The sequence below is a fragment of the Curtobacterium sp. GC_Cur_3 genome, from assembly GCF_026544205.1.
Lineage (GTDB): Bacteria > Actinomycetota > Actinomycetes > Actinomycetales > Microbacteriaceae > Curtobacterium.
Map to the genome: position 1 here is coordinate 32,599 of NZ_JALNUI010000006.1, position 18,193 is coordinate 50,791.

The window sequence follows — 18,193 nt, forward strand, 5'->3', positions numbered from 1 at the left end:
GGAACCGCCCGCGTGTCAGAGTGACGCTGCCCGGATCCGGTCGAGTGCGACCTGCAGGTCCTCCGGGTACTCCGCCCGGAACTCCACCCAGTCGCCGGTGCGCGGGTGCGCGAACCCGAGCCGGACGGCGTCGAGCCACTGCCGCGTGAGCCCGAGCTCGGCGGCGAGCACCGGGTCGGCGCCGTACATCGTGTCGCCGACGAGCGGGTGGCGCGTCGCGGCCATGTGCACGCGGATCTGGTGGGTGCGCCCGGTCTCCAGGTGGACCTCGAGGAGCGTCGCCGACCGGAAGGCCTCGAGCGTCTCGTAGTGCGTGACGCTCGGCTTGCCGTCCGAGGTGACCGCGAACTTCCAGTCGCTCGACGGGTGGCGACCGATCGGCGCGTCGACGGTGCCGGAGGTCGGGTCCGGGTGCCCCTGCGCGAGGGCGTGGTAGACCTTCTCGACCGTGCGCTCCTTGAACGCGCGCTTGAGGTGCGTGTACGCGAGCTCGGTCTTCGCGACGACCATCAGCCCGGACGTGCCGACGTCGAGCCGGTGCACGATCCCCGCGCGTTCCGCGGCCCCGGAGGTCGCGATGGTGAACCCGGCCGCGGCCAGTCCGCCGGGGACGGTCGGGCCGTCCCACCCGGGCGACGGGTGTGCGGCGACCCCGACCGGCTTGTCGACGACGACGATGTCCTCGTCGTCGTGCACGATCGTCATGCCGGGGACGTGGGCAGGGACGATGCGGGGCGCCTCCTTCGGCGTCCACTCGACCTCGAGCCAGGCGTCGCCGTGCAGGCGGTCGGACTTCTCGGCGGTGACGCCGTCGACCCGGACACCGCCGGCGGCGACGACGTCGGCCGCGAACGACCGGCTGAACCCGAGCAGCTTCGCCAGGGCCGCGTCGACACGCTCACCGGCGAGCCCGTCGGGGACGGGCAGACTGCGCGACTCGGTCACGTCGCGTCGTGTCCGAGCGAGTCATCGGACCGAGGGGAGGCACGGCGTGCGTCGGCAGCGTCCGTGACGGTTCCCGACTCGGGGACCGCAGCGTCCGTGGCGGACCCGTCACGGGCCTCCAGGCTGGCCGTGCGCTGCTTGTCCGAGACCGTCCTGGTGCCGTCGAGGTTCACTCCGAAGACGACCAGCAGCACGAAGACGACCATGCTGATGCAGATGAACGCGTCGGCGACGTTGTAGATCGCTGGCATCATCCACGGCGTCGAGATGAAGTCGACCACGTGGCCCCGCCCGAATCCCGGCTCACGGAAGAGCCGGTCGAGCAGGTTGCCGAGCGCGCCGCCGAGCAGCATGCCGAGGACGATCGCCCACCACATGGAGCGGATACGCCGGGCGAAGACGATGATCGCGACGACGACCGCCGCGGAGACGACCGAGAACACCCAGGTTATGTTGACCGCGAACGAGAACGCGGCGCCCGGGTTCCGGACGTAGAGGAACTGCAGGGCCCGGCCGAGGACCGGCACGACCTGCCCGTACGGCAGGTGCGCGACGACGATCGCCTTCACGACCTGGTCGGCCACCACCACCACGACAGCGGCGAAGGCCAGTGCCGCGATCGCGCGGACACTGACCTTCGCTCGTTGGTCTTGCTGCTGGGACAACGTCAGTTGCCGAAGCCCTGCGCCGATGCCGGCGCGGGCGTGAAGCCGGACTGCTCGGTGCCCGACGGGGTGTCGAGCTCGTTGAGCTGGCCCTGGATGTAGCTCTTCAGCTGGGCGCGGTAGTCGCGCTCGAACGTGCGGAGCTCATCGATCTTGCCCTCGAGCTGGCGCTGCTCGCCCTCGAGCACCTGCACGCGCTGGCGGTTGGTGTTCTCGGTGTCGGCGATGATCTGGCGCTGCTTCGACTCGGCCTCGGAGACCAGGCGTGCTGCCTGGGCCTGACCCTCGGCGATGAGCGCGTCGCGCTTCTCGATGCCCTCGCGGACGTGCTCCTCGTGGAGACGACGCGCGAGCGTGAGGAGGTTCGTGGTGCCCTCGGTGTCCTCGTCCGGGTGGACCGTGGTGGACGGAGCCGCGGCGGCGACCGGTGCAGGCTCGGGAGCGGCGGCGACGGGGGCCGGCTCCGGCTCGGGCTCGGGGGTCGGAGCGGGAGCGGGCTCGGCGGCAGCGGCCGGCTTCGGCGCCGATTCGGCAGCCTGCAGGCGCTGACGGAGCTCCTCGTTCTCCTGGGTCAGGCGACGCAGCTCGACCACGACCTCGTCGAGGAAGTCGTCGACCTCGTCCTGGTCGTAGCCCTCGCGGAACTTGGTCGGCTGGAACCGCTTGTTGACTACGTCTTCCGGCGTCAAAGCCATTGCCGTCACCTCAATAGAACTGCTGAACGTGTGGAACCGGGACGTCCCGCTGTGAATGTACCAGCGGGGCCCTCGGTGCGGATGCCCGCGGAGGCGAGCATCGATCCCGACCACCGTACACCGAGCGCGGGCCTGATCCGTGATCGTGGCCACGGCGCGGCGCGTCTCGGACGAGACACGGGCCGGGAGGGGCGGGTCAGACCGTCGCGGAGATGAACCGCACGACGCTCATCAGGATGATCACGACGAGCATCACGATGGACCAGCCGAAGTCGAGCGCCACGGCCCCCATGCGGAGCGGCGGGAGCGCGCGACGCACGGTGCGGATGGGCGGGTCGGTGAGCGAGTAGACCGCGTTCGCGACCACGAGCATGCCGCCGCGCGGACGCCACGAGCGGTTGAACGCCTGCACCATGTCCAGCGCGAACCGCCCCCACATGACGAAGAAGTACAGCAGGAGGAGGAAGTACAGGATCGTGAAGATCGAGGACACGGTGCGGCTCGCTCGTCTCGGGTGGACGACGTCAGGGTGACGCCGACCACGGGGCGGGTGGGCCTGGGCGGCATCCGGCGGTCAGGACCACCGGACGCGACGACTCAGGACTGGGCGAAGAAGGACGCCTCGATGTCGGACTCTACCTCGGGCGCCTCACCGCTCACTGCGACGTGCGCCGGGGAGAGCAGGAAGACCTTGTTCGTGACGCGCTCGATCTTGCCGTAGAGGCCGAGCGACAGGCCGCTCGCGAAGTCGATCATGCGACGCGCGTCGGATTCGGTCATCTGCGAGAGGTTGATGATGACGGGGATCCCGTCGCGGAAGCTCTCGGCGATGGACTGGGCGTCCTTGTACTCGCGCGGGTGGACGGTGAGGATCTCGTTCATTTCCTGGACCGGGGTCGCCTTCTGTGCGGTCGTGTGCGAGCGGCGCAGCGGAGTGACCTGGGCGCCGCGCTGGTGGGTGTGCGGGGCCTTCGCCTCGGGGGCAGCCGCAGCGGGTGCCGCCGCGGGAGCCGCAGCCGCCGGAGCGGGGGTCTCGTGCTGCTGGGCAGCGGGTGCCGGGGGCTGCTGCTGCGGCGCGCGCGACTGGGGCTGCGCGCTCTGCGGCTCGTCCTCGTACTCGAGTTCCTCGTCGGCGAGGCCGAGGTAGACCATCGTCTTCTTCAACGGACCGGCCATGGTTCCTCCAGGGGTGTGCGTGCTCGGGGTTGCCCTGTGACGAGGCTAGGGTGCGGCCGGCCGGTTTCCGGTGATTGCCGTCCCGATCCGCAGGTGTGTCGCGCCCTCGGCGATCGCCTCGGCGAAGTCGCCGCTCATGCCGGCGGAGATGTCGGTCGCCGTGGGCACCGTCAGGCGCACGCGCTCGGAGATCGTCCGGAGCCGCGCGAAGGCGGCACGGGGCTCCTCGTCGAGCGGCGCGACGGCCATCACGCCGCGCAGGGCGATCGTGCCGGTGGCCAGGACCCGCTCCACCATGGCGTCGACGTCGTCGGGCTGCACGCCGCCGCGGCCGGGGTCGTCGGTGAGGTTCACCTGCACGAAGCCGTCGATCACGGGCGGCGCTGGTTCCTCGGAGGTGGGCGCGAAGGCGTCGACGACGGAGGCCCGGTCGAGTGACTGCACGACGTGGGCGTACCGGCGCACCTGGCGGGCCTTCTTCGACTGCAGCTGCCCGACGAAGTGCCAGGTGAGCCCGAGGTCGGCCAGCTCGGCGGCCTTGGCCTGCGCCTCCTGGTGGCGGTTCTCCCCCACGTCGGTCACGCCGAGGGCGGCGAGCTCGGCGACGAGCGACGCCGGGTGGTACTTCGTGACCACGATGAGCGTCAGGTCGTCAGGGACGCGCCCTGCGGCCTGCGCCGCGTCGGCGATGCCCTGCCTGACGGACGCGAGCCGCGCCTCCAGTCCGGTGTCGGACGGGAGGCGCGGCTCGAGCTGCGGGGACTCGCTCACGTGGGCGGGTGCCTACTTCAGGAAGTCGGGGACGTCGAGCTCGTCGTCGTCACCGTCGAAGGCGGGGTCCGCGGCGCGCTGCGCCGGCGGCTCGTGCTCCTGCGACGCCCACGAGCGCGCCGGGGCGGCGTCGTGCGGGCCGGTCGAGCTCGAGCCGACGGGCACGGTGGCTCCGGCGTCCGGGTCGACCCAGCTGGCGCGGCGTTCCTTGACCTGCGAGGAGGGCTCCCCGCCGTCGAAGCCGGCCGCGATGACCGTGACGCGGACCTCGTCGCCGAGGGTGTCGTCGATCACCGCGCCGAAGATGATGTTCGCCTCGGGGTGGACGGCTTCCTGCACGAGGCGGGCCGCGTCGTTGATCTCGAAGATGCCGAGGTTCGAGCCACCCTGGATCGAGAGCAGCACGCCGTGGGCGCCGTCGATGGAGGCCTCGAGCAGCGGCGATGCGACCGCGAGCTCCGCGGCCTTGATCGCCCGGTCGGCTCCCCGCGAGGACCCGATGCCCATGAGCGCCGAACCGGCACCCTGCATGACGCTCTTCACGTCCGCGAAGTCGAGGTTGATCAGGCCCGGGGTGGTGATCAGGTCGGTGATGCCCTGCACGCCGGCGAGGAGCACCTGGTCAGCCGTCGCGAAGGCCTCGACCATCGAGATGCCCCGGTCGGAGATCTCGAGGAGGCGGTCGTTCGGGACGACGATGAGGGTGTCGACCTCGTCCTTCAGGCCGGCGACGCCGTTCTCGGCCTGCGACTGGCGGCGCTTGCCCTCGAAGCTGAAGGGCTTCGTGACGACACCGATGGTCAGGGCGCCGATCGACTTGGCGATGCGGGCGACGACGGGCGCACCACCCGTGCCGGTCCCACCGCCCTCACCGGCGGTGACGAAGACCATGTCGGCACCCGCGAGGGCCTCCTCGATCTCCTCGGCGTGGTCCTCGGCGGCACGACGGCCGACCTCGGGGTCCGCGCCGGCGCCGAGGCCGCGGGTGATCTCGCGGCCCACGTCGAGCTTGACGTCGGCGTCGCTGAGCAGGAGCGCCTGGGCGTCGGTGTTGATCGCGATGAACTCGACCCCACGGAGGCCCAGCTCGATCATGCGGTTGACGGCGTTGACGCCGCCGCCGCCGACACCGACGACCTTGATCACGGCGAGGTAGTTGTGGTTCGTGGTCACGTCAGTCCGGCCTCCGGTAGAACCCTCAACCTCTACTTGAAGTTGCGGGGTTGTGCTGCTATGGGTGGTGCTGGCTTCGACGCTACGGGTGCGCTCCGGGCGGTGTCGCCCCGCCACGCCGCGTGTCGTGCAATGCGGTCCCGCACTTTCTCGGCGCGGCGCTCCGGCGTCAGTCCTGGGTGCGGATGATCCCGTTGTCGGGCGCGGACACGTCGTACTCGACCGCCGTGTCCGGGGCGCGGGCCGCGTGGTCCTTCACGAGGGCGTCGAGCAGAGCTGCCTTGGCCGCGGAGTCGTCGGGGCTCCCCCACACGACGCGCGATCCGTCCTTCATGGTGAGGGTCACGTCGTCGGCGGTCGACGCGGCGACGCCGGACACCTGCGACCGCACGGCCGACGGCAGCGCCAGGACGACCTCGGTCATCGTGCGGAACACGGAGGACCCGAGCTTGGCGGACCCGACGTCCGCCAGCGGCATCGTGTCCGGCCGCTTCGTCGAGGACTGCACGACGATGCCGGCGGGGTCCACCAGGTCGAACGACTTCCCGTTCTGCACCGTCACCACGGGGGTGCGCTCGGTGACCGTGACGACGAGCGTGTGCGGCGGCGACTCCTCGGTGACGTAGCTCTCGATGAGCGGGAAGGCGGCGATGTCCCGCTTGATCGCAGCGGAGTCGAGCCGGGCCAGCGGCGTGCCGATCTGGTCCGACAACGCCCGGCGCAGTGCGGCGTCGTCGACCCGGCTCGTGCCCTTGACCTCGATCCGCTGCAGCGCCATCAGCGGGGAGAACACGGCCACCAGGATCGAGACGCCGAGCACGACGACGATCCCGCCGGTGGTGAGCCAGGCGGCGCGCCGGTGGCGGGAGCGGCGGGTGAAGCGGCGGACCTCGGCCCGCTCGTGCAGGCGGCGGCGCTTGCGGGCGGCCCGCGCCTCACGCGCGGTCTCGGCAGCGCGGACACCGGCACCGATGGGCGTGGTGGCGTCGTCCGGGTGACCGGGCCGGGAGGCCGTGCGCAGGTCGACGACGTCCGTCGCGCCCGGCGCGTGGTCGCGGTCGGCGTCGTCGGCACCCTCGTGCCGCGCGTCGCCGTCCTGGCCGTGCCGCGGGTCGCGGTCCTCGTCCGCCTCGACGACCGTGCCGGTGGCCGTGACGTCGGGCAGGTCCGGCAGGGCACCGGCCGAGCGTGCGGGGGTGGACGTGACCACCACGCGGTCCGTCACGGACGGGGCGGGCGGGAGGTGGGCCTCCCGGCTGTCCGCGTCCCCACGGCGGCCGGTCAGCCGCCCGAGTCGCGGGACCCGGCGCTCACGCGGTGCGCGGTCGTCACCCTCGTCGGCGGCGGCGCGCTGCGCCGGACGCTCGTCGAAGCCCTCGGGACGCTTCACCTGGCGCTGACCCCGTCGGTCCGGTTCGCGGTGGCGTCGCCGAGCGCGGTGAGCACCTGCGGGATGATCCGGTACACGTCGCCGCAGCTCAGCGTCATGATGATGTCGCCGTCGCGGGCGACCGCGGCCGCGCGTGCCGAGGCCTCGGCCCAGTCGGGCAGGTAGTCGACGTGGGTCTGGTCGTGGAAGCGCTCCTGCACCAGGGCGCCGGTGACGCCGGGCTCGGGGTCCTCGCGAGCGCCGTAGACGTCGAGGACGACCGTGTGGTCGGCGAGCTGCTCGTAGACGGCGGCGAAGTCGCCGGCCATCATCCGGGTGCGCGAGTACAGGTGCGGCTGGTGGATCGCGATGATCCGGCCGTCACCGACGACGTTCCGGGCGGCGCGGAGGGCGGCCGCGACCTCGGTCGGGTGGTGCGCGTAGTCGTCGTAGACCGACACGCCGCGCTCGACGCCGTGCAGCTCGAAGCGACGCTCGGTGCCGCCGAAGGCCTCGATGCCGCGGACGGCGTCGGCCGGGGACACGCCGAGCCCGACGAGCACGGCGAAGGCACCGACGGCGTTGACCGCGTTGTGGCGACCCGGGACGCGGAGCGTGAGGTGGTGGGACTCCCCCGCCGAGCGGAAGTCGACCTCGACCCCGGCCGACTCCACGATGCGCTCGATGCGGACGTCCGCGTCGGCGGCCTCGCCGAAGGTGACGACCTCTGGCGCGTGCTCGCGGGCGCGGACACCCGCGGTGACGCGCTTCGCACCGGCGTCGTCGCTCGAGACGACGATGCGCTCACGGGCCTTCGCGGCGAACTCCACGAAGGCGTCGATGAACGCGTCCTCGCTGCCGTAGTGGTCGAGGTGGTCGGCGTCGACGTTCGTGATGAGCGCCACCGCGACGTCGTAGAGCAGGAAGGAGCCGTCGGACTCGTCGGCCTCCACCACGAACAGGTCGCTCGTGCCCGGCGCGGAGCTCGTGCCGAGGGACTGGATGACGCCGCCGTTGACGAAGCTCGGGTCGAGGCCGAGCTTGACCATCGCGGTGACGATCATGCCCGTCGACGTGGTCTTGCCGTGGGCACCGGCGACCGCGACCAGGCGGTGCTCGGCGATGAGGGCGGCGAGGGCCTGGGAACGGTGCAGGACCGGCAGCCCGCGGCGCTGGGCCTCGAGGAGCTCGGGGTTGTCCGGCCAGAGGGCGCTGGTGACGACGATGGTGTCCGCCGCGCCGACGTTGGTGGCGGCGTGGCCGATGTGCACCTCGGCGCCGAGCTCGCGCATCCGGCCGGTCGTCGCGGTCTCCCGGGAGTCGCTGCCCGTGACGCGGTGCCCGGCAGCGAGGAACATCCGCGCGATCCCGCTCATGCCGGAGCCGCCGATGCCGACGAAGTGGACCGTGCCGAGGTCGTCCGGGATCGGCTGGGTCAGGTCCGGCTTGATGGTCATGGTTCCTCCGTGGTGCTGCCGGTCCGCGCCGGGCGTGCGGCGTCGAGGACCAGGTCGGTCATCCGGTCGGCACCGTCGCGGTGACCGACGCTGCCGGCGCGCATCGCCATGTCGGCGATCCTCGCGCGGTCCTGCAGGATCGTCAGGAGCTCGAACGTCACCCAGTCCTCGTCGAGGTCCTGGTCGGCGACGAGCACCGCGCCACCTGCCTCGACGACGTCGCGGGCGTTGTGCCGCTGCTCGCCGTTGCCGACAGGGTACGGCACCAGGACGCTCGGCAGCCCGACGGCCGCGAGCTCGCAGACCATGCCGGCGCCGGCGCGCGACACCACGAAGTCGGAGGCGGCGTACGCCAGGTCCATCCGGTCGCAGTAGGGCAGGACGGTGTACCCGTCGAGGTCGCTCGGGCCGATGTCCGACTTGCCGCCGACGACGTGCAGCACCTGCCAGCCGGCGCCGACAATGGACGCCGCCGAGCGGTTCACGGTGCGGTTGATGCTCCGGGCGCCGGAGGACCCACCGGTCACGAGCAGCACGGGGCGGGACGGGTCGAGCCCGAACTCGGCGAGGCCCTCGGCGCGCCGCGCACGGCGGTCGAGGTCCTCGACCTCGCGGCGGAGCGGCATCCCGACCAGGCGGGAGTGCCGCAGCCGGGTGTTCGAGAAGGTGACGCCCACGTGGTGCGTGAGGAAGGCCGCGAGCCGGTTCGCCAGGCCCGGCTTGGCGTTCTGCTCGTGCACGACGATCGGCGTGCCGGTGCGCTTCGCCGCGATGTACGCCGGTGCTGCCGCGTAGCCACCGACGCCGAGGACGACCGCGACGTCGTGCTCGCGGATGAGCTGCTCCGTCCGGCGGACCGCGCGCCAGAAGGCGACGGGGAAGCGCAGCGCCGCGGCGTTCGGCTTCCGCGGGAACGGCAGCCGCGGGATGGTGAGGAGCTCGTAGCCGCGCATCGGCACCAGGCGGGACTCGAGGCCCTCCGCCGTGCCGAGCACGAGGACACGGTCCTCCGGGGAGCGCTCGGTCAGCCGGTCGGCGACGGCGAGCAGGGGGTTCACGTGGCCGGCGGTGCCGCCGCCGGCGAAGAGGTAGGTGCTCACCGCACGCTCCCGTTCCTGGTGCGGACGTCGTGGACGTCGTGGGCGCGGGACAGGGCGTTCTTCCCGGGGATCTCCCGCGCGAAGGACAGGACGACGCCGATCGCGACGAGCGTCATGATGAGCGCTGACCCGCCCGCGGAGATGAGTGGGAGTGGGACGCCGAGCACGGGCAGCAGGCCGAGGACCACGGCGATGTTGACGAGCGCCTGCCCGATCACCCAGGCGAGGACGCCACCGGTGACGGTCCGGACGAAGGGGTCGTCGGACAGCCGGATGACCTTGATCATGCTGATGGCGAGCACGACGAACAGGGCCAGCACGACGACGCAGCCGATGAGCCCGAGCTCCTCGCCGACGATCGCGAAGATGTAGTCGTTGTCGGCCTCGGGCAGCCAGGACCACTTCGCCTTGGAGTTGCCGAGCCCGACGCCGAACACGCCACCGGACGCCAGCGCCCACATGCCGTGCACGGGCTGCCAGCAGATGTCCTGCGCCTGGTTCGAGTCGGTGCAGCCGGAGAGCCACGCGCTGATGCGGACCTGCCGGGAGCTCGAGGCCATCGTGACGACGGGCAGCAGGACCGCGATCGCCGCGATGCCGACCCCCAGGTGGCGCAGCCGGACGCCGCCGACGAACAGGCTCCCGAAGACCAGGATCACCATGATCATCGCGGTGCCCTGGTCGCCGCCGAGCAGGACGAGGCCGATCGACACCGCGGTGGCCAGGCCGACCGGGATGAACACCTCGCGCCAGTCGTGCAGCTTCTCGCGCTTGCGGAACAGGACGGCGCCGATGCCGAGCACGAGCGCGAGCTTGAGGAACTCGGAGGGCTGCGCCGTGACGCCGCCGAAGCCGATCCAGTTGCGGTTGCCCTGCACGTCGATCCCGATCGGGGTGAACACGAGGAGCTGGAGCACCAGGCCGGCGCCGACGATGCGCATCGCCCAGCGGCGCCAGAACTCGGCGGGGAACCGGCTGACCACGAGCATGAGCGGCACGCCGATGAGCGCGTAGAGGCCCTGCTTGGCGAAGGCGCCGAAGAAGCCGTGCTTGTACCGGTACTCCTCGACGCTCGACGACGACAGCACCATCACGACGCCGAAGACGACGAGGAACAGCGTCACGCCGAGGATCGCGTAGAAGCTGCTCGACTCGGCCACGAAGACGTTGCGGACCGCGATGACGGCGCCGTTCGCCCGGCGTCCGGCAGCGGAGCGGCTCGACGTCATGCCGGGCCGCCCGGCCGTCGCCGTGCCGGCCGCCGTCGTGCTGGCCGCCGTCGTGCTGGCCGCCGTCCGGCCGCTACGGCCGTTCGCCGGAAGATCCGTCGGTGTCGCCATCGGCGTCGCCTCCCAGGTGCTCGTGGACCGCCGCCGCGAAGCGCTCGCCCCGGTCGGCGTACGAGCCGAACTGGTCGAACGACGCGGCAGCCGGGGCGAGGAGGACCGTGTCGCCCGACCTCGCGATCGACGCGGCGTGTCGGACCGCCTCGGGCATGACCTGATCAGTGTCCGTCGCTTCGACCTGCAGGACCGGCACCGTCGGCGCGTGTCGCGCGAATGCCTCCACGACCGGGGCCCGATCGGTGCCGATGACCACGACGCCGCGGGCACCCGGGCCGAACGCCTCGACGAGGGCCTCGACGTCGACGCCCTTGAACAGGCCGCCGACGATCCAGACGACCGAGGGGAACGCCGACAGCGACGCGGTGGCGGCGTGCGGGTTCGTCGCCTTGGAGTCGTCGACCCACGCGATGCCGTCCGCGGTCGCCACGTGCTCGGTGCGGTGGTGGTCGGCGCGGAAGGCCCGGACCGCGCGCTGGATCGCGGACGGACGGACGGTGCCGGCGCGCGCCAGGGCCGCGGCGGCGAGCACGTTCATGGCCATGTGCGGGCTCGCGAGCCCGGCGGCCTCGAGGTCCTCGTGCGTTGCGAGCTCGAGCGCGCTGCTGCGGCGGTCCTGGACGAAGGCGCGGTCGCAGAGGACGTCGTCGACGATCCCGACGTCGCCGGCTGCGGGCACGCCCGGCGTGAACCCGACGGCGCGGCAGCCCTCGACCACGTCCGCCTCCTCGACCATGTGGCGGGTCGCCTCGTCGGTGACGTTGTAGACGCAGGCCAACACGGTGCGCTGGTAGACCTTCGCCTTGGCCGCGCGGTAGGCCTCGGCGGACCCGTGCCACTCGAGGTGGTCGTCGGCGATGTTGAGGCAGACGGAGGCCAGGGGCACGACCGCGCCGTCCCCCGAGTCCGCCATGTAGTGCAGCTGGTGGCTGGAGAGCTCGACGACCAGGACGTCGAAGCCCTCGGGGTCGCGCACGACGTCGAGGACGGGCACGCCGATGTTGCCGCAGGCCACGGCCCGCAGGCCCTCCTCCTGGTACATCGCGGTGGCCAGCTGCGTCGTCGTGGTCTTGCCGTTCGTGCCGGTGATCGTCACCCACGGGGCGGCGACCGGGCCGCGGACGACCTTGTCGCGGACTCGCCAGGCGAGTTCGACGTCGCCCCAGACGGTGCTGTGCTCGGTGGCCCAGCGGACGGTCGCGTTGTGCGGCGGCAGCCCGGGCGACACGACGACCAGGTCGGGTGCCTGGCGCTCCAGGTCGGCGGGCACCGCGTCGAGCGGGGTCTGCACGAACCGGGCACCGATCACCGCGAGCAGCTCGACGCTGTCCGCGGGGGCGTCGGTGGAGTAGACGGTGACGGTGCTGCCGAGTTCCACCAGTGTGTCTGCGACCGAGAACCCGGTGGCCCCCAGGCCGAGCACGGCCACGTCGAGGCCCTTCCAGCCGTCGGACCACCAGCTGTCGAGCCCGTCGAGACGATCAACCAACGCGTGCGATCCATTCCAGGTAGAAGAGTCCGACTCCGGCGGCGACGCAGAGGCCGGCGATGATCCAGAACCGCACGACCACCGTCACCTCGGCCCACCCCTTGAGTTCGAAGTGGTGGTGCAGGGGGCTCATCCGGAAGATGCGCTTGCCGTGCGTGATCTTGAAGTAGGCCCGCTGCAGGATGACCGAACCGGTGACGATGAAGAACAGGCCACCGATGAGGATGAGCAGCAGCTCGGTGCGGCTGAGGATCGCGAGACCCGCCAGCGCGCCGCCGAGGCCGAGCGACCCGGTGTCGCCGAGGAAGATCTGCGCCGGCGACGTGTTGTACCAGAGGAAGCCGATCAGGCCACCGCAGACCGCGGCCGCGACGACGGCGAGGTCGAGCGGGTTCGTCACGGTGTAGCAGGCGTGCTCCGTGCTCGCGTCGAGCCGGGCACCGCCGCAGATCTGGTTCGACTGCCAGAAGCCGATGATCACGTACGAGCCGATCGCCAGGATGCTCGACCCGGTCGCGAGGCCGTCGAGGCCGTCCGCCACGTTGACGCCGTTCGACGTCGACACCGTGAGCAGGACGATCCAGGCGAGGAACAGGATCGTGCCGATGAACGTGCCGAGGGCCATGAAGTCGAGCCACGGGACGTCCCGGATCGCGGAGATCATGGTGGATGCGGGCGGCTTGCCCGTCGAGCTCGGCACCACGAGCGCGATCGTCGCGAAGATGACGCCGACGATGACCTGGCCGAGGATCTTCGCCCACCCGCCGAGCCCGAGGCTCCGCTGGCGGCGCACCTTGAGGAAGTCGTCGACGAACCCGACCAGGCCGAGCCCGACCATCAGGAACAGCACGAGCATGCCCGAGAGCGTGACGGAGTCCCGTCCGACCAGGTGCCCGACGAAGTAGCCGATCACCGTGCCCAGGATCAGCACGATGCCGCCCATGGTCGCGGTGCCGCGCTTGGTGTGGTGCGACTGCGGACCGTCGTCACGGATGAACTGGCCCCACCCGAGTCGGTGGAACAGCCGGATGAACAGGGGCGTGAGCAGGAGTGTGAACACCAGCGACACGGCGCCGGCGATCAGGAGGGCGATCATGCGGGGACACCTCCGAGACGGTCGCCGAGGAACCGCAGCCCGGCCGACTTCGAGGACTTGACGAGGACGACGTCGCCGGGGCGGACCATCTCCTGCAGGGTCTGGACGGCGTCGTCGACGTCCTCGATGAACACGGACTCGCCGTCCCACGATCCCTCGAGGGTGGCGGCCTGGTGGATCGCCATCGCGCCGCGACCGACGACCACGAGCTGGCCGATGCCGAGCCGGACGACGAGCCGACCGATGGTGTCGTGCTCCTCCACCGAGAACTCGCCGAGCTCGGCCATCTCGCCGAGGACCGCGATGGTGCGCTCCCCCGGTCGGACGACCTGCACGAGCGTGCGGAGGGCGGCGGCGGTCGAGTCGGGTGAGGCGTTGTAGGCGTCGTTGATCACGGTGACGCCCTCGGGGCCGCCCTGGAGCAGCTCCATCCGCCAACGCTCGGCGCGCGTCATGGACGCGAGCGCGGCGGCGCCGTCGGCGAGCGGGACGCCCCAGCGATGGGCGACGGCCAGGGCGGCCGTCGCGTTCATCGCATGGTGCTCGCCCAGGATGGCGAGCCGGACGTCGACGGTCTCGGGGACCTGCTCCGAGCCTCCCGGCTGGTCCTGGTCCTGGTCTGGTCGGACGGGAGGCGCGGTGAGCGTGAAGCGCGTGCCGTCGCGGTCCGTGGACACCCCGGTCAGGCGGTAGTCGGCGTCGTCGGACGTGCCGAAGCCCACGACCTGTGCGGCCGTGAGGCCGCGCATCGCCGCCACCCGGTCGTCGTCGACGTTCAGCAGCGCGGTCGCGGCGGCCGGCAGGTCGGTGACCATCTCGGACTTCGCGCGCTGCGTGGCCTCGATGCCGCCGAACTCACCGGCGTGCGCGAGACCCACCTTGAGGACGACGCCCGTGTCGGGCTCGGCGACGCGGACGAGCTTGGCGATGTGGCCGATGCCGCTGGCGCCCATCTCGACCACGAGGTACCGGGTGTCGTGGGTGACGCGGAGCATCGAGATCGGTGCGCCGACGTGGTTGTTGAAGGAGCCCTCGGGTGCCACGGTCTCGCCGTGCTCGGTGAGGATCGTCCTGAGCATGTTCTTGGTGCTCGTCTTGCCGTTCGAGCCGGTGATGCCGACGACACGCAGTGCCGCGGGACGCCCGTGCTCGTCGGTCCGGTCGGCGCTCGAGGCGCGGACGCGGGCGACGACCTCGTGCGCGAGCGCGGCGAGGGCGGCGTACCCGTCGGCCACGACGACCTGCGCGGTCGCACTGCCGTCGGGCAGGTCGGTGGCGCGCTCGGTGACCACCAGGGCGGCACCGGCGTCGGCCGCGGACGGCACGAAGCGGTGGCCGTCCGTCTCCTCACCGAGGAGCGCGAAGAAGACGCTGCCGGGGCCGACGAGGCGCGAGTCGGTCTCCACGGAGCCGTCGACGATCGTGTCGGCGGCACCGCGGACCAGCTCGCCGTCGACCGCTGCTGCGATCTCGGCGAGGGACATGGCGATCATCGCGTTTCCTCCACCGGGCCGGCGTTCGGCTCCCAGCCGGCCTCGCGCAGGGCCGCACGGGCCTCGTCCCGGGCGGAGTACGGCGTCCTGACGCCCTGGATGTCGCGGTAGTCCTGGTGCCCCGGGCCGGCCCAGAGGATCGAGTCACCCTCGCCGACCAGTGCCACGGCGGCGCGGATCGCCGCCTCCGGTGGGCTGACCTCGTGGATCTCGTGGTCCGGGAAGGCCGCGCGGGCGGCGTCGACCAGCGTGGTCCGGATCGAGGCGGCGTCCTCGAAGCGCGGGTGGTGGTCGGTCACGACGAGGATGTCGGAGCCCTCGGCCGCCACGCGGGCCATGTCGCCGCGCTTGGTCGTGTCGCGGTCGCCGTCGGCGCCGAAGAGCATGACGACCCTGCCGGGCGTGAACTGCCGGACGGCGGCGAGGGTGTTGAGGAAGGCGTCGGGGCTGTGGCCGAAGTCGACGTACACGCTCGGGCCACGCTCACCCGAGACCCGCTCGGTCCGGCCGGGCAGGTAGCACTCGATGGCGCTGACCCGCTGGCCGTCGGTCTCGTCGGGGTAGCGGCGGTGGCCGGACTCGAGCGCCTGCGCGACGGCTCCGAGCTCGAAGCCGCCCTCGACGAGCATGACGATCGCCAGCGCGGCGTTCGCGGCCATGTGCCAGCCGATGAGCGGCACGCGGGTGGTGAGCTCGCGGCCCTCGGGTCCGGTGAGGCGGAACTCGGTGTAGGCGGCCTGGGCGTCGGTGATGTCGACGTGCCACTCGGCCTCGACGTCCGGGTGCACCGTGATGGTCGTCACCGGGATCCGGGAGTCCTGCACGACGCGGTGGCCCCAGTCGGTGTCGAGCGAGACGACGCCGCGGCGACCGTGCTCCGGCTCGAACAGCGGGAGCTTCGCGCGGTAGTACTCCTCCATGTCGGCGTAGTCGTCGAGGTGGTCGTGGCTGAGGTTCGTGAACGCCACGACGTCGAAGACGATGCCGTCGACCCGGTGGCGGCTGAGGGCCTGCGCGCTCACCTCGACGGCGACCGCGCGCACCTCGCTCTCGCGCATCCGGGCGAGGAGGGCGTGCATCTCGGTGGCCTCTGGGGTGGTCAGGCGGCTCGTCACGCTGAGCGAGCCGATGTGGCGCTCCGCGGTCGAGCTCAGGCCGGTGACCAGGCCGAGCTGCTTGAGGATGCCCTCGAGGATGTAGGAGGTGCTGGTCTTGCCGTTCGTCCCGGTCACGGCGAAGAGCTGCGGGAGGTCCTCGGCCTCGTCCGGGTGGGTGCGGTACACCCAGGCGGACACGTCGCCGAGGGCCGCGCGCGGGTCGTCGACCACGAGCACGGGCAGCCCGGCCGGCTCGGCCAGGGCGACACCGTCGGCGTCGGTCAGCACCGCGACGGCACCGCGCTCGGCGGCGTCGGCGGCGAACTGCGCGCCGTGCCGGTTCGCACCGTGCACGCCGACGAACAGGTCACCGGGCTGCACCTCGGCGGCGCTCAGCGTGACGCCGGTCGTCTCGACGCCGTCGAGCGAACCGACGACGCGGAGCCCGAAGGCGTTCGCGAGTTCGGCCACGGCCCTCGGGGTCGGGTGTTCGGGCCGGAGGACCGGGGGGATCCGTGCGGACAAGTGCTCCTTCTTCCTCACCACGTGGACGGGTAGGTCTTCGCCTCGGTCGTGGAGGGGGCGACACGGTACTTCTCGAGCACCTGGGACATCAGGGTACGGAACGCCGGAGCGGCGGAGCTGGAGAACTTGTGTCCCGGCCCCGGCTTCGTGAACGTCACCGTGACAACATACTGGGGGTCCTCGGCCGGTGCCATTCCGGCCACCGAGATGATCCGGTCGGAGCCGTAGCCCTTCGCACCGTCCGCGACCTCTGCCGTCCCCGTCTTGGCGGCGATGTTGTAGCCGGAGATCGGCTTCATGCCCACGAGCGTGCCGCCGGAGACGACGCTCTGCAGCATGTCGGTCACCTGCTGCGCGGCTCCGGCCGACACGACGCGCTCGGGCTGCACGTCGGGCGCGTCGATCGTCTTGCCGTCGGCCGTCGTGCAGCCCTTGATGAAGTGCGGCGGGATGCGCACGCCGCCGTTCGCGAGCGTCTGGTAGATGCTCGCGACCTGGATGGCCGTCGTTGAGATGCCCTGGCCGAACATCGAGTTGATGTCGGTCTGCTGGTCCCAGTTCGGGCTCGCGCCGTACTGCATGCCGGGCTGGCCCGGGTACGCGATCGCGGACTCCGGCTGGAACAGGCCGAACTTCTTCATGACGTCGTACCGCTGCTGCGTCGTGAGCCGGGAGCCGAGCTCGGTGATGCCGACGTTCGAGGAGTCCCGGAGGATGCCCGTCAGCGTCAGGTTCTCGGTCGCGTGGAACTCGGAGTCGTGGATGGTGCCGCCCCACGGGAACGTGCGGGAGTACGGCACGGAGACGCCCGTCGTCGGCGTGGCCTTGCCCTGGTCGATGAGCGCCGCCGCGATGGCCGACTTGATCGTGGAGCCCGGCTCGTAGGAGTCCGTCAGGGCACGGGACCCGTACGCACCCTTGTCCGTCGTGGCGTCCACGTCGTTCGGGTCGACCGTCGGGTAGTCGGCGACCGCGAGGATCTCCCCCGTCTTCACCTTCGTGACGGTCGCCGTGGCGGACACGGCGCCGATCTGCTGCGCGGCGTCGGCGATGTCCTGCGACGCCATGTACTGCAGGTCGCTGTCGATCGTGGTCTCGAGCGTCCCGCCGTCCTTGGCCTGCTTCGTCGTGACGGTGCTGCCGGGCAGCTGGACGCCGTCCTCCCCGCGCTCGTAGGTCTCGGAGCCGTTCGTGCCGGCGAGGCAGCTGTTGTACGCCAGCTCGAGGCCGGCCTGGGCGCCGTCGGTGCCCATGAAGCCGGTCAGGTTGCCGGTCGTCGCGCCGGTCGGGTAGGTGCGGGCCGACTGCTGCTGCGGGTAGAGCCACGGGACGTCGAGCGCACGGACGGCCTCGTACCGCTTCACGTCGAGGCCCTTGACCAGGTAGGCGAAGTCGGAGGTGGGGTCGGCGGCGATCGCCTGCTTCATCGCCGACACCTCGCCGCCCGACGCCTTGGCGATCGCGGCAAGGGCGACGTCGACGCTGACGTCCTTCACGCGGGTGCCGCCGAGCTGGCCCTTGAACGCCTTGACCAGGCGCGGCGCGGTCGTGATGTTGTACCGGGTGACGCTGTCGGCCAGCGCGGTGCCGTCGCGGTCGACGATCGACCCCCGCGTGCCGTAGAGGGTCACGGGGATGCTGCGCTTGGCCTTCGACTGCTCGTTGAGCTCGGCGGCCTGCACGACCTGGATGTCGACCAGGCGGACGACGAACACCGCCACGAGCGCGATCACGGCGATGATGACCACGCTGTAGCGGAGTCGGCGGTTGCGGATCGTCTTCGTCACGCTGTGCGGTCC

The 18,193-nt window shown here is 71.7% G+C and carries 16 protein-coding genes; all 16 read right to left on the reverse strand.

What is annotated here, in order from left to right; genetic code table 11:
* Positions 1-15 precede the first annotated feature (15 nt).
* The 16 genes from OXR63_RS04440 to OXR63_RS04515 all read right to left on the reverse strand — a co-directional run bounded on the left by OXR63_RS04440 (position 16) and on the right by OXR63_RS04515 (position 18,181).
* Positions 16-945 (reverse strand): RluA family pseudouridine synthase, encoded by a 930-nt coding sequence (locus OXR63_RS04440; protein ID WP_267420355.1) that lies wholly within the window; start codon positions 943-945, stop codon positions 16-18.
* Positions 942-1,610 (reverse strand): signal peptidase II, encoded by a 669-nt coding sequence (lspA, locus tag OXR63_RS04445; protein WP_267420356.1) that lies wholly within the window; start codon positions 1,608-1,610, stop codon positions 942-944. Before lspA ends, OXR63_RS04440 begins: the two co-directional genes overlap by 4 nt.
* A gap of 2 nt (positions 1,611-1,612) precedes the next feature.
* On the reverse strand, positions 1,613-2,305 hold the full coding sequence (locus tag OXR63_RS04450) for a DivIVA domain-containing protein (protein ID WP_267420358.1): 693 nt from the start codon (positions 2,303-2,305) through the stop codon (positions 1,613-1,615).
* 196 nt (positions 2,306-2,501) lie between these two features.
* Positions 2,502-2,798, reverse strand: a complete 297-nt coding sequence (locus OXR63_RS04455) for a YggT family protein (protein WP_267420359.1) — start codon at positions 2,796-2,798, stop codon at positions 2,502-2,504.
* A gap of 104 nt (positions 2,799-2,902) precedes the next feature.
* The gene (locus OXR63_RS04460) at positions 2,903-3,481 is read right to left on the reverse strand and encodes a cell division protein SepF (RefSeq protein WP_267420360.1); all 579 of its coding nucleotides are present in this window, start codon (positions 3,479-3,481) and stop codon (positions 2,903-2,905) included.
* A 45-nt stretch (positions 3,482-3,526) separates the two neighbouring features.
* Positions 3,527-4,252, reverse strand: coding sequence for a YggS family pyridoxal phosphate-dependent enzyme (locus tag OXR63_RS04465; protein ID WP_267420361.1), 726 nt, complete (start codon positions 4,250-4,252; stop codon positions 3,527-3,529).
* A 12-nt stretch (positions 4,253-4,264) separates the two neighbouring features.
* Positions 4,265-5,425, reverse strand: a complete 1,161-nt coding sequence (gene ftsZ / locus OXR63_RS04470; protein ID WP_267420362.1) for a cell division protein FtsZ — start codon at positions 5,423-5,425, stop codon at positions 4,265-4,267.
* A 169-nt stretch (positions 5,426-5,594) separates the two neighbouring features.
* Positions 5,595-6,815, reverse strand: coding sequence for an FtsQ-type POTRA domain-containing protein (locus OXR63_RS18325; RefSeq protein WP_267420364.1), 1,221 nt, complete (start codon positions 6,813-6,815; stop codon positions 5,595-5,597).
* Entirely contained in the window at positions 6,812-8,251 is a 1,440-nt protein-coding gene (gene murC, locus OXR63_RS04480) for a UDP-N-acetylmuramate--L-alanine ligase (protein WP_267420365.1), read from the reverse strand. Before murC ends, OXR63_RS18325 begins: the two co-directional genes overlap by 4 nt.
* Entirely contained in the window at positions 8,248-9,351 is a 1,104-nt protein-coding gene (gene murG, locus OXR63_RS04485) for an undecaprenyldiphospho-muramoylpentapeptide beta-N-acetylglucosaminyltransferase (protein ID WP_267420366.1), read from the reverse strand. Before murG ends, murC begins: the two co-directional genes overlap by 4 nt.
* Positions 9,348-10,691: a putative lipid II flippase FtsW gene (gene ftsW, locus OXR63_RS04490; protein WP_267420367.1), complete on the reverse strand. Its 1,344-nt coding sequence runs from the start codon at positions 10,689-10,691 to the stop codon at positions 9,348-9,350. The genes murG and ftsW overlap by 4 nt, the downstream gene beginning before the upstream one ends.
* Positions 10,654-12,183: a UDP-N-acetylmuramoyl-L-alanine--D-glutamate ligase gene (gene murD, locus OXR63_RS04495; protein WP_267420368.1), complete on the reverse strand. Its 1,530-nt coding sequence runs from the start codon at positions 12,181-12,183 to the stop codon at positions 10,654-10,656. Before murD ends, ftsW begins: the two co-directional genes overlap by 38 nt.
* Positions 12,176-13,279: a phospho-N-acetylmuramoyl-pentapeptide-transferase gene (mraY, locus tag OXR63_RS04500; protein ID WP_267420369.1), complete on the reverse strand. Its 1,104-nt coding sequence runs from the start codon at positions 13,277-13,279 to the stop codon at positions 12,176-12,178. Before mraY ends, murD begins: the two co-directional genes overlap by 8 nt.
* Positions 13,276-14,772, reverse strand: coding sequence for a UDP-N-acetylmuramoyl-tripeptide--D-alanyl-D-alanine ligase (locus OXR63_RS04505; protein WP_267420370.1), 1,497 nt, complete (start codon positions 14,770-14,772; stop codon positions 13,276-13,278). Before OXR63_RS04505 ends, mraY begins: the two co-directional genes overlap by 4 nt.
* Entirely contained in the window at positions 14,769-16,394 is a 1,626-nt protein-coding gene (locus OXR63_RS04510) for a Mur ligase family protein (protein WP_267420371.1), read from the reverse strand. Before OXR63_RS04510 ends, OXR63_RS04505 begins: the two co-directional genes overlap by 4 nt.
* A 14-nt stretch (positions 16,395-16,408) precedes the next feature.
* Positions 16,409-18,181: a peptidoglycan D,D-transpeptidase FtsI family protein gene (locus OXR63_RS04515; protein WP_267420373.1), complete on the reverse strand. Its 1,773-nt coding sequence runs from the start codon at positions 18,179-18,181 to the stop codon at positions 16,409-16,411.
* Between the last annotated feature and the right edge of the window lie 12 nt (positions 18,182-18,193).

Coding starts and splice junctions, on each gene's coding strand:
- ftsW (WP_267420367.1), bottom strand. CDS start 10,691: ATGGCGACACCGACGGATCTTCCGGCGAACGGCCGTAGCGGCCGGACG.
- OXR63_RS04450 (WP_267420358.1), bottom strand. CDS start 2,305: ATGGCTTTGACGCCGGAAGACGTAGTCAACAAGCGGTTCCAGCCGACC.
- mraY (WP_267420369.1), bottom strand. CDS start 13,279: ATGATCGCCCTCCTGATCGCCGGCGCCGTGTCGCTGGTGTTCACACTC.
- OXR63_RS04460 (WP_267420360.1), bottom strand. CDS start 3,481: ATGGCCGGTCCGTTGAAGAAGACGATGGTCTACCTCGGCCTCGCCGAC.
- murC (WP_267420365.1), bottom strand. CDS start 8,251: ATGACCATCAAGCCGGACCTGACCCAGCCGATCCCGGACGACCTCGGC.
- OXR63_RS04505 (WP_267420370.1), bottom strand. CDS start 14,772: ATGATCGCCATGTCCCTCGCCGAGATCGCAGCAGCGGTCGACGGCGAG.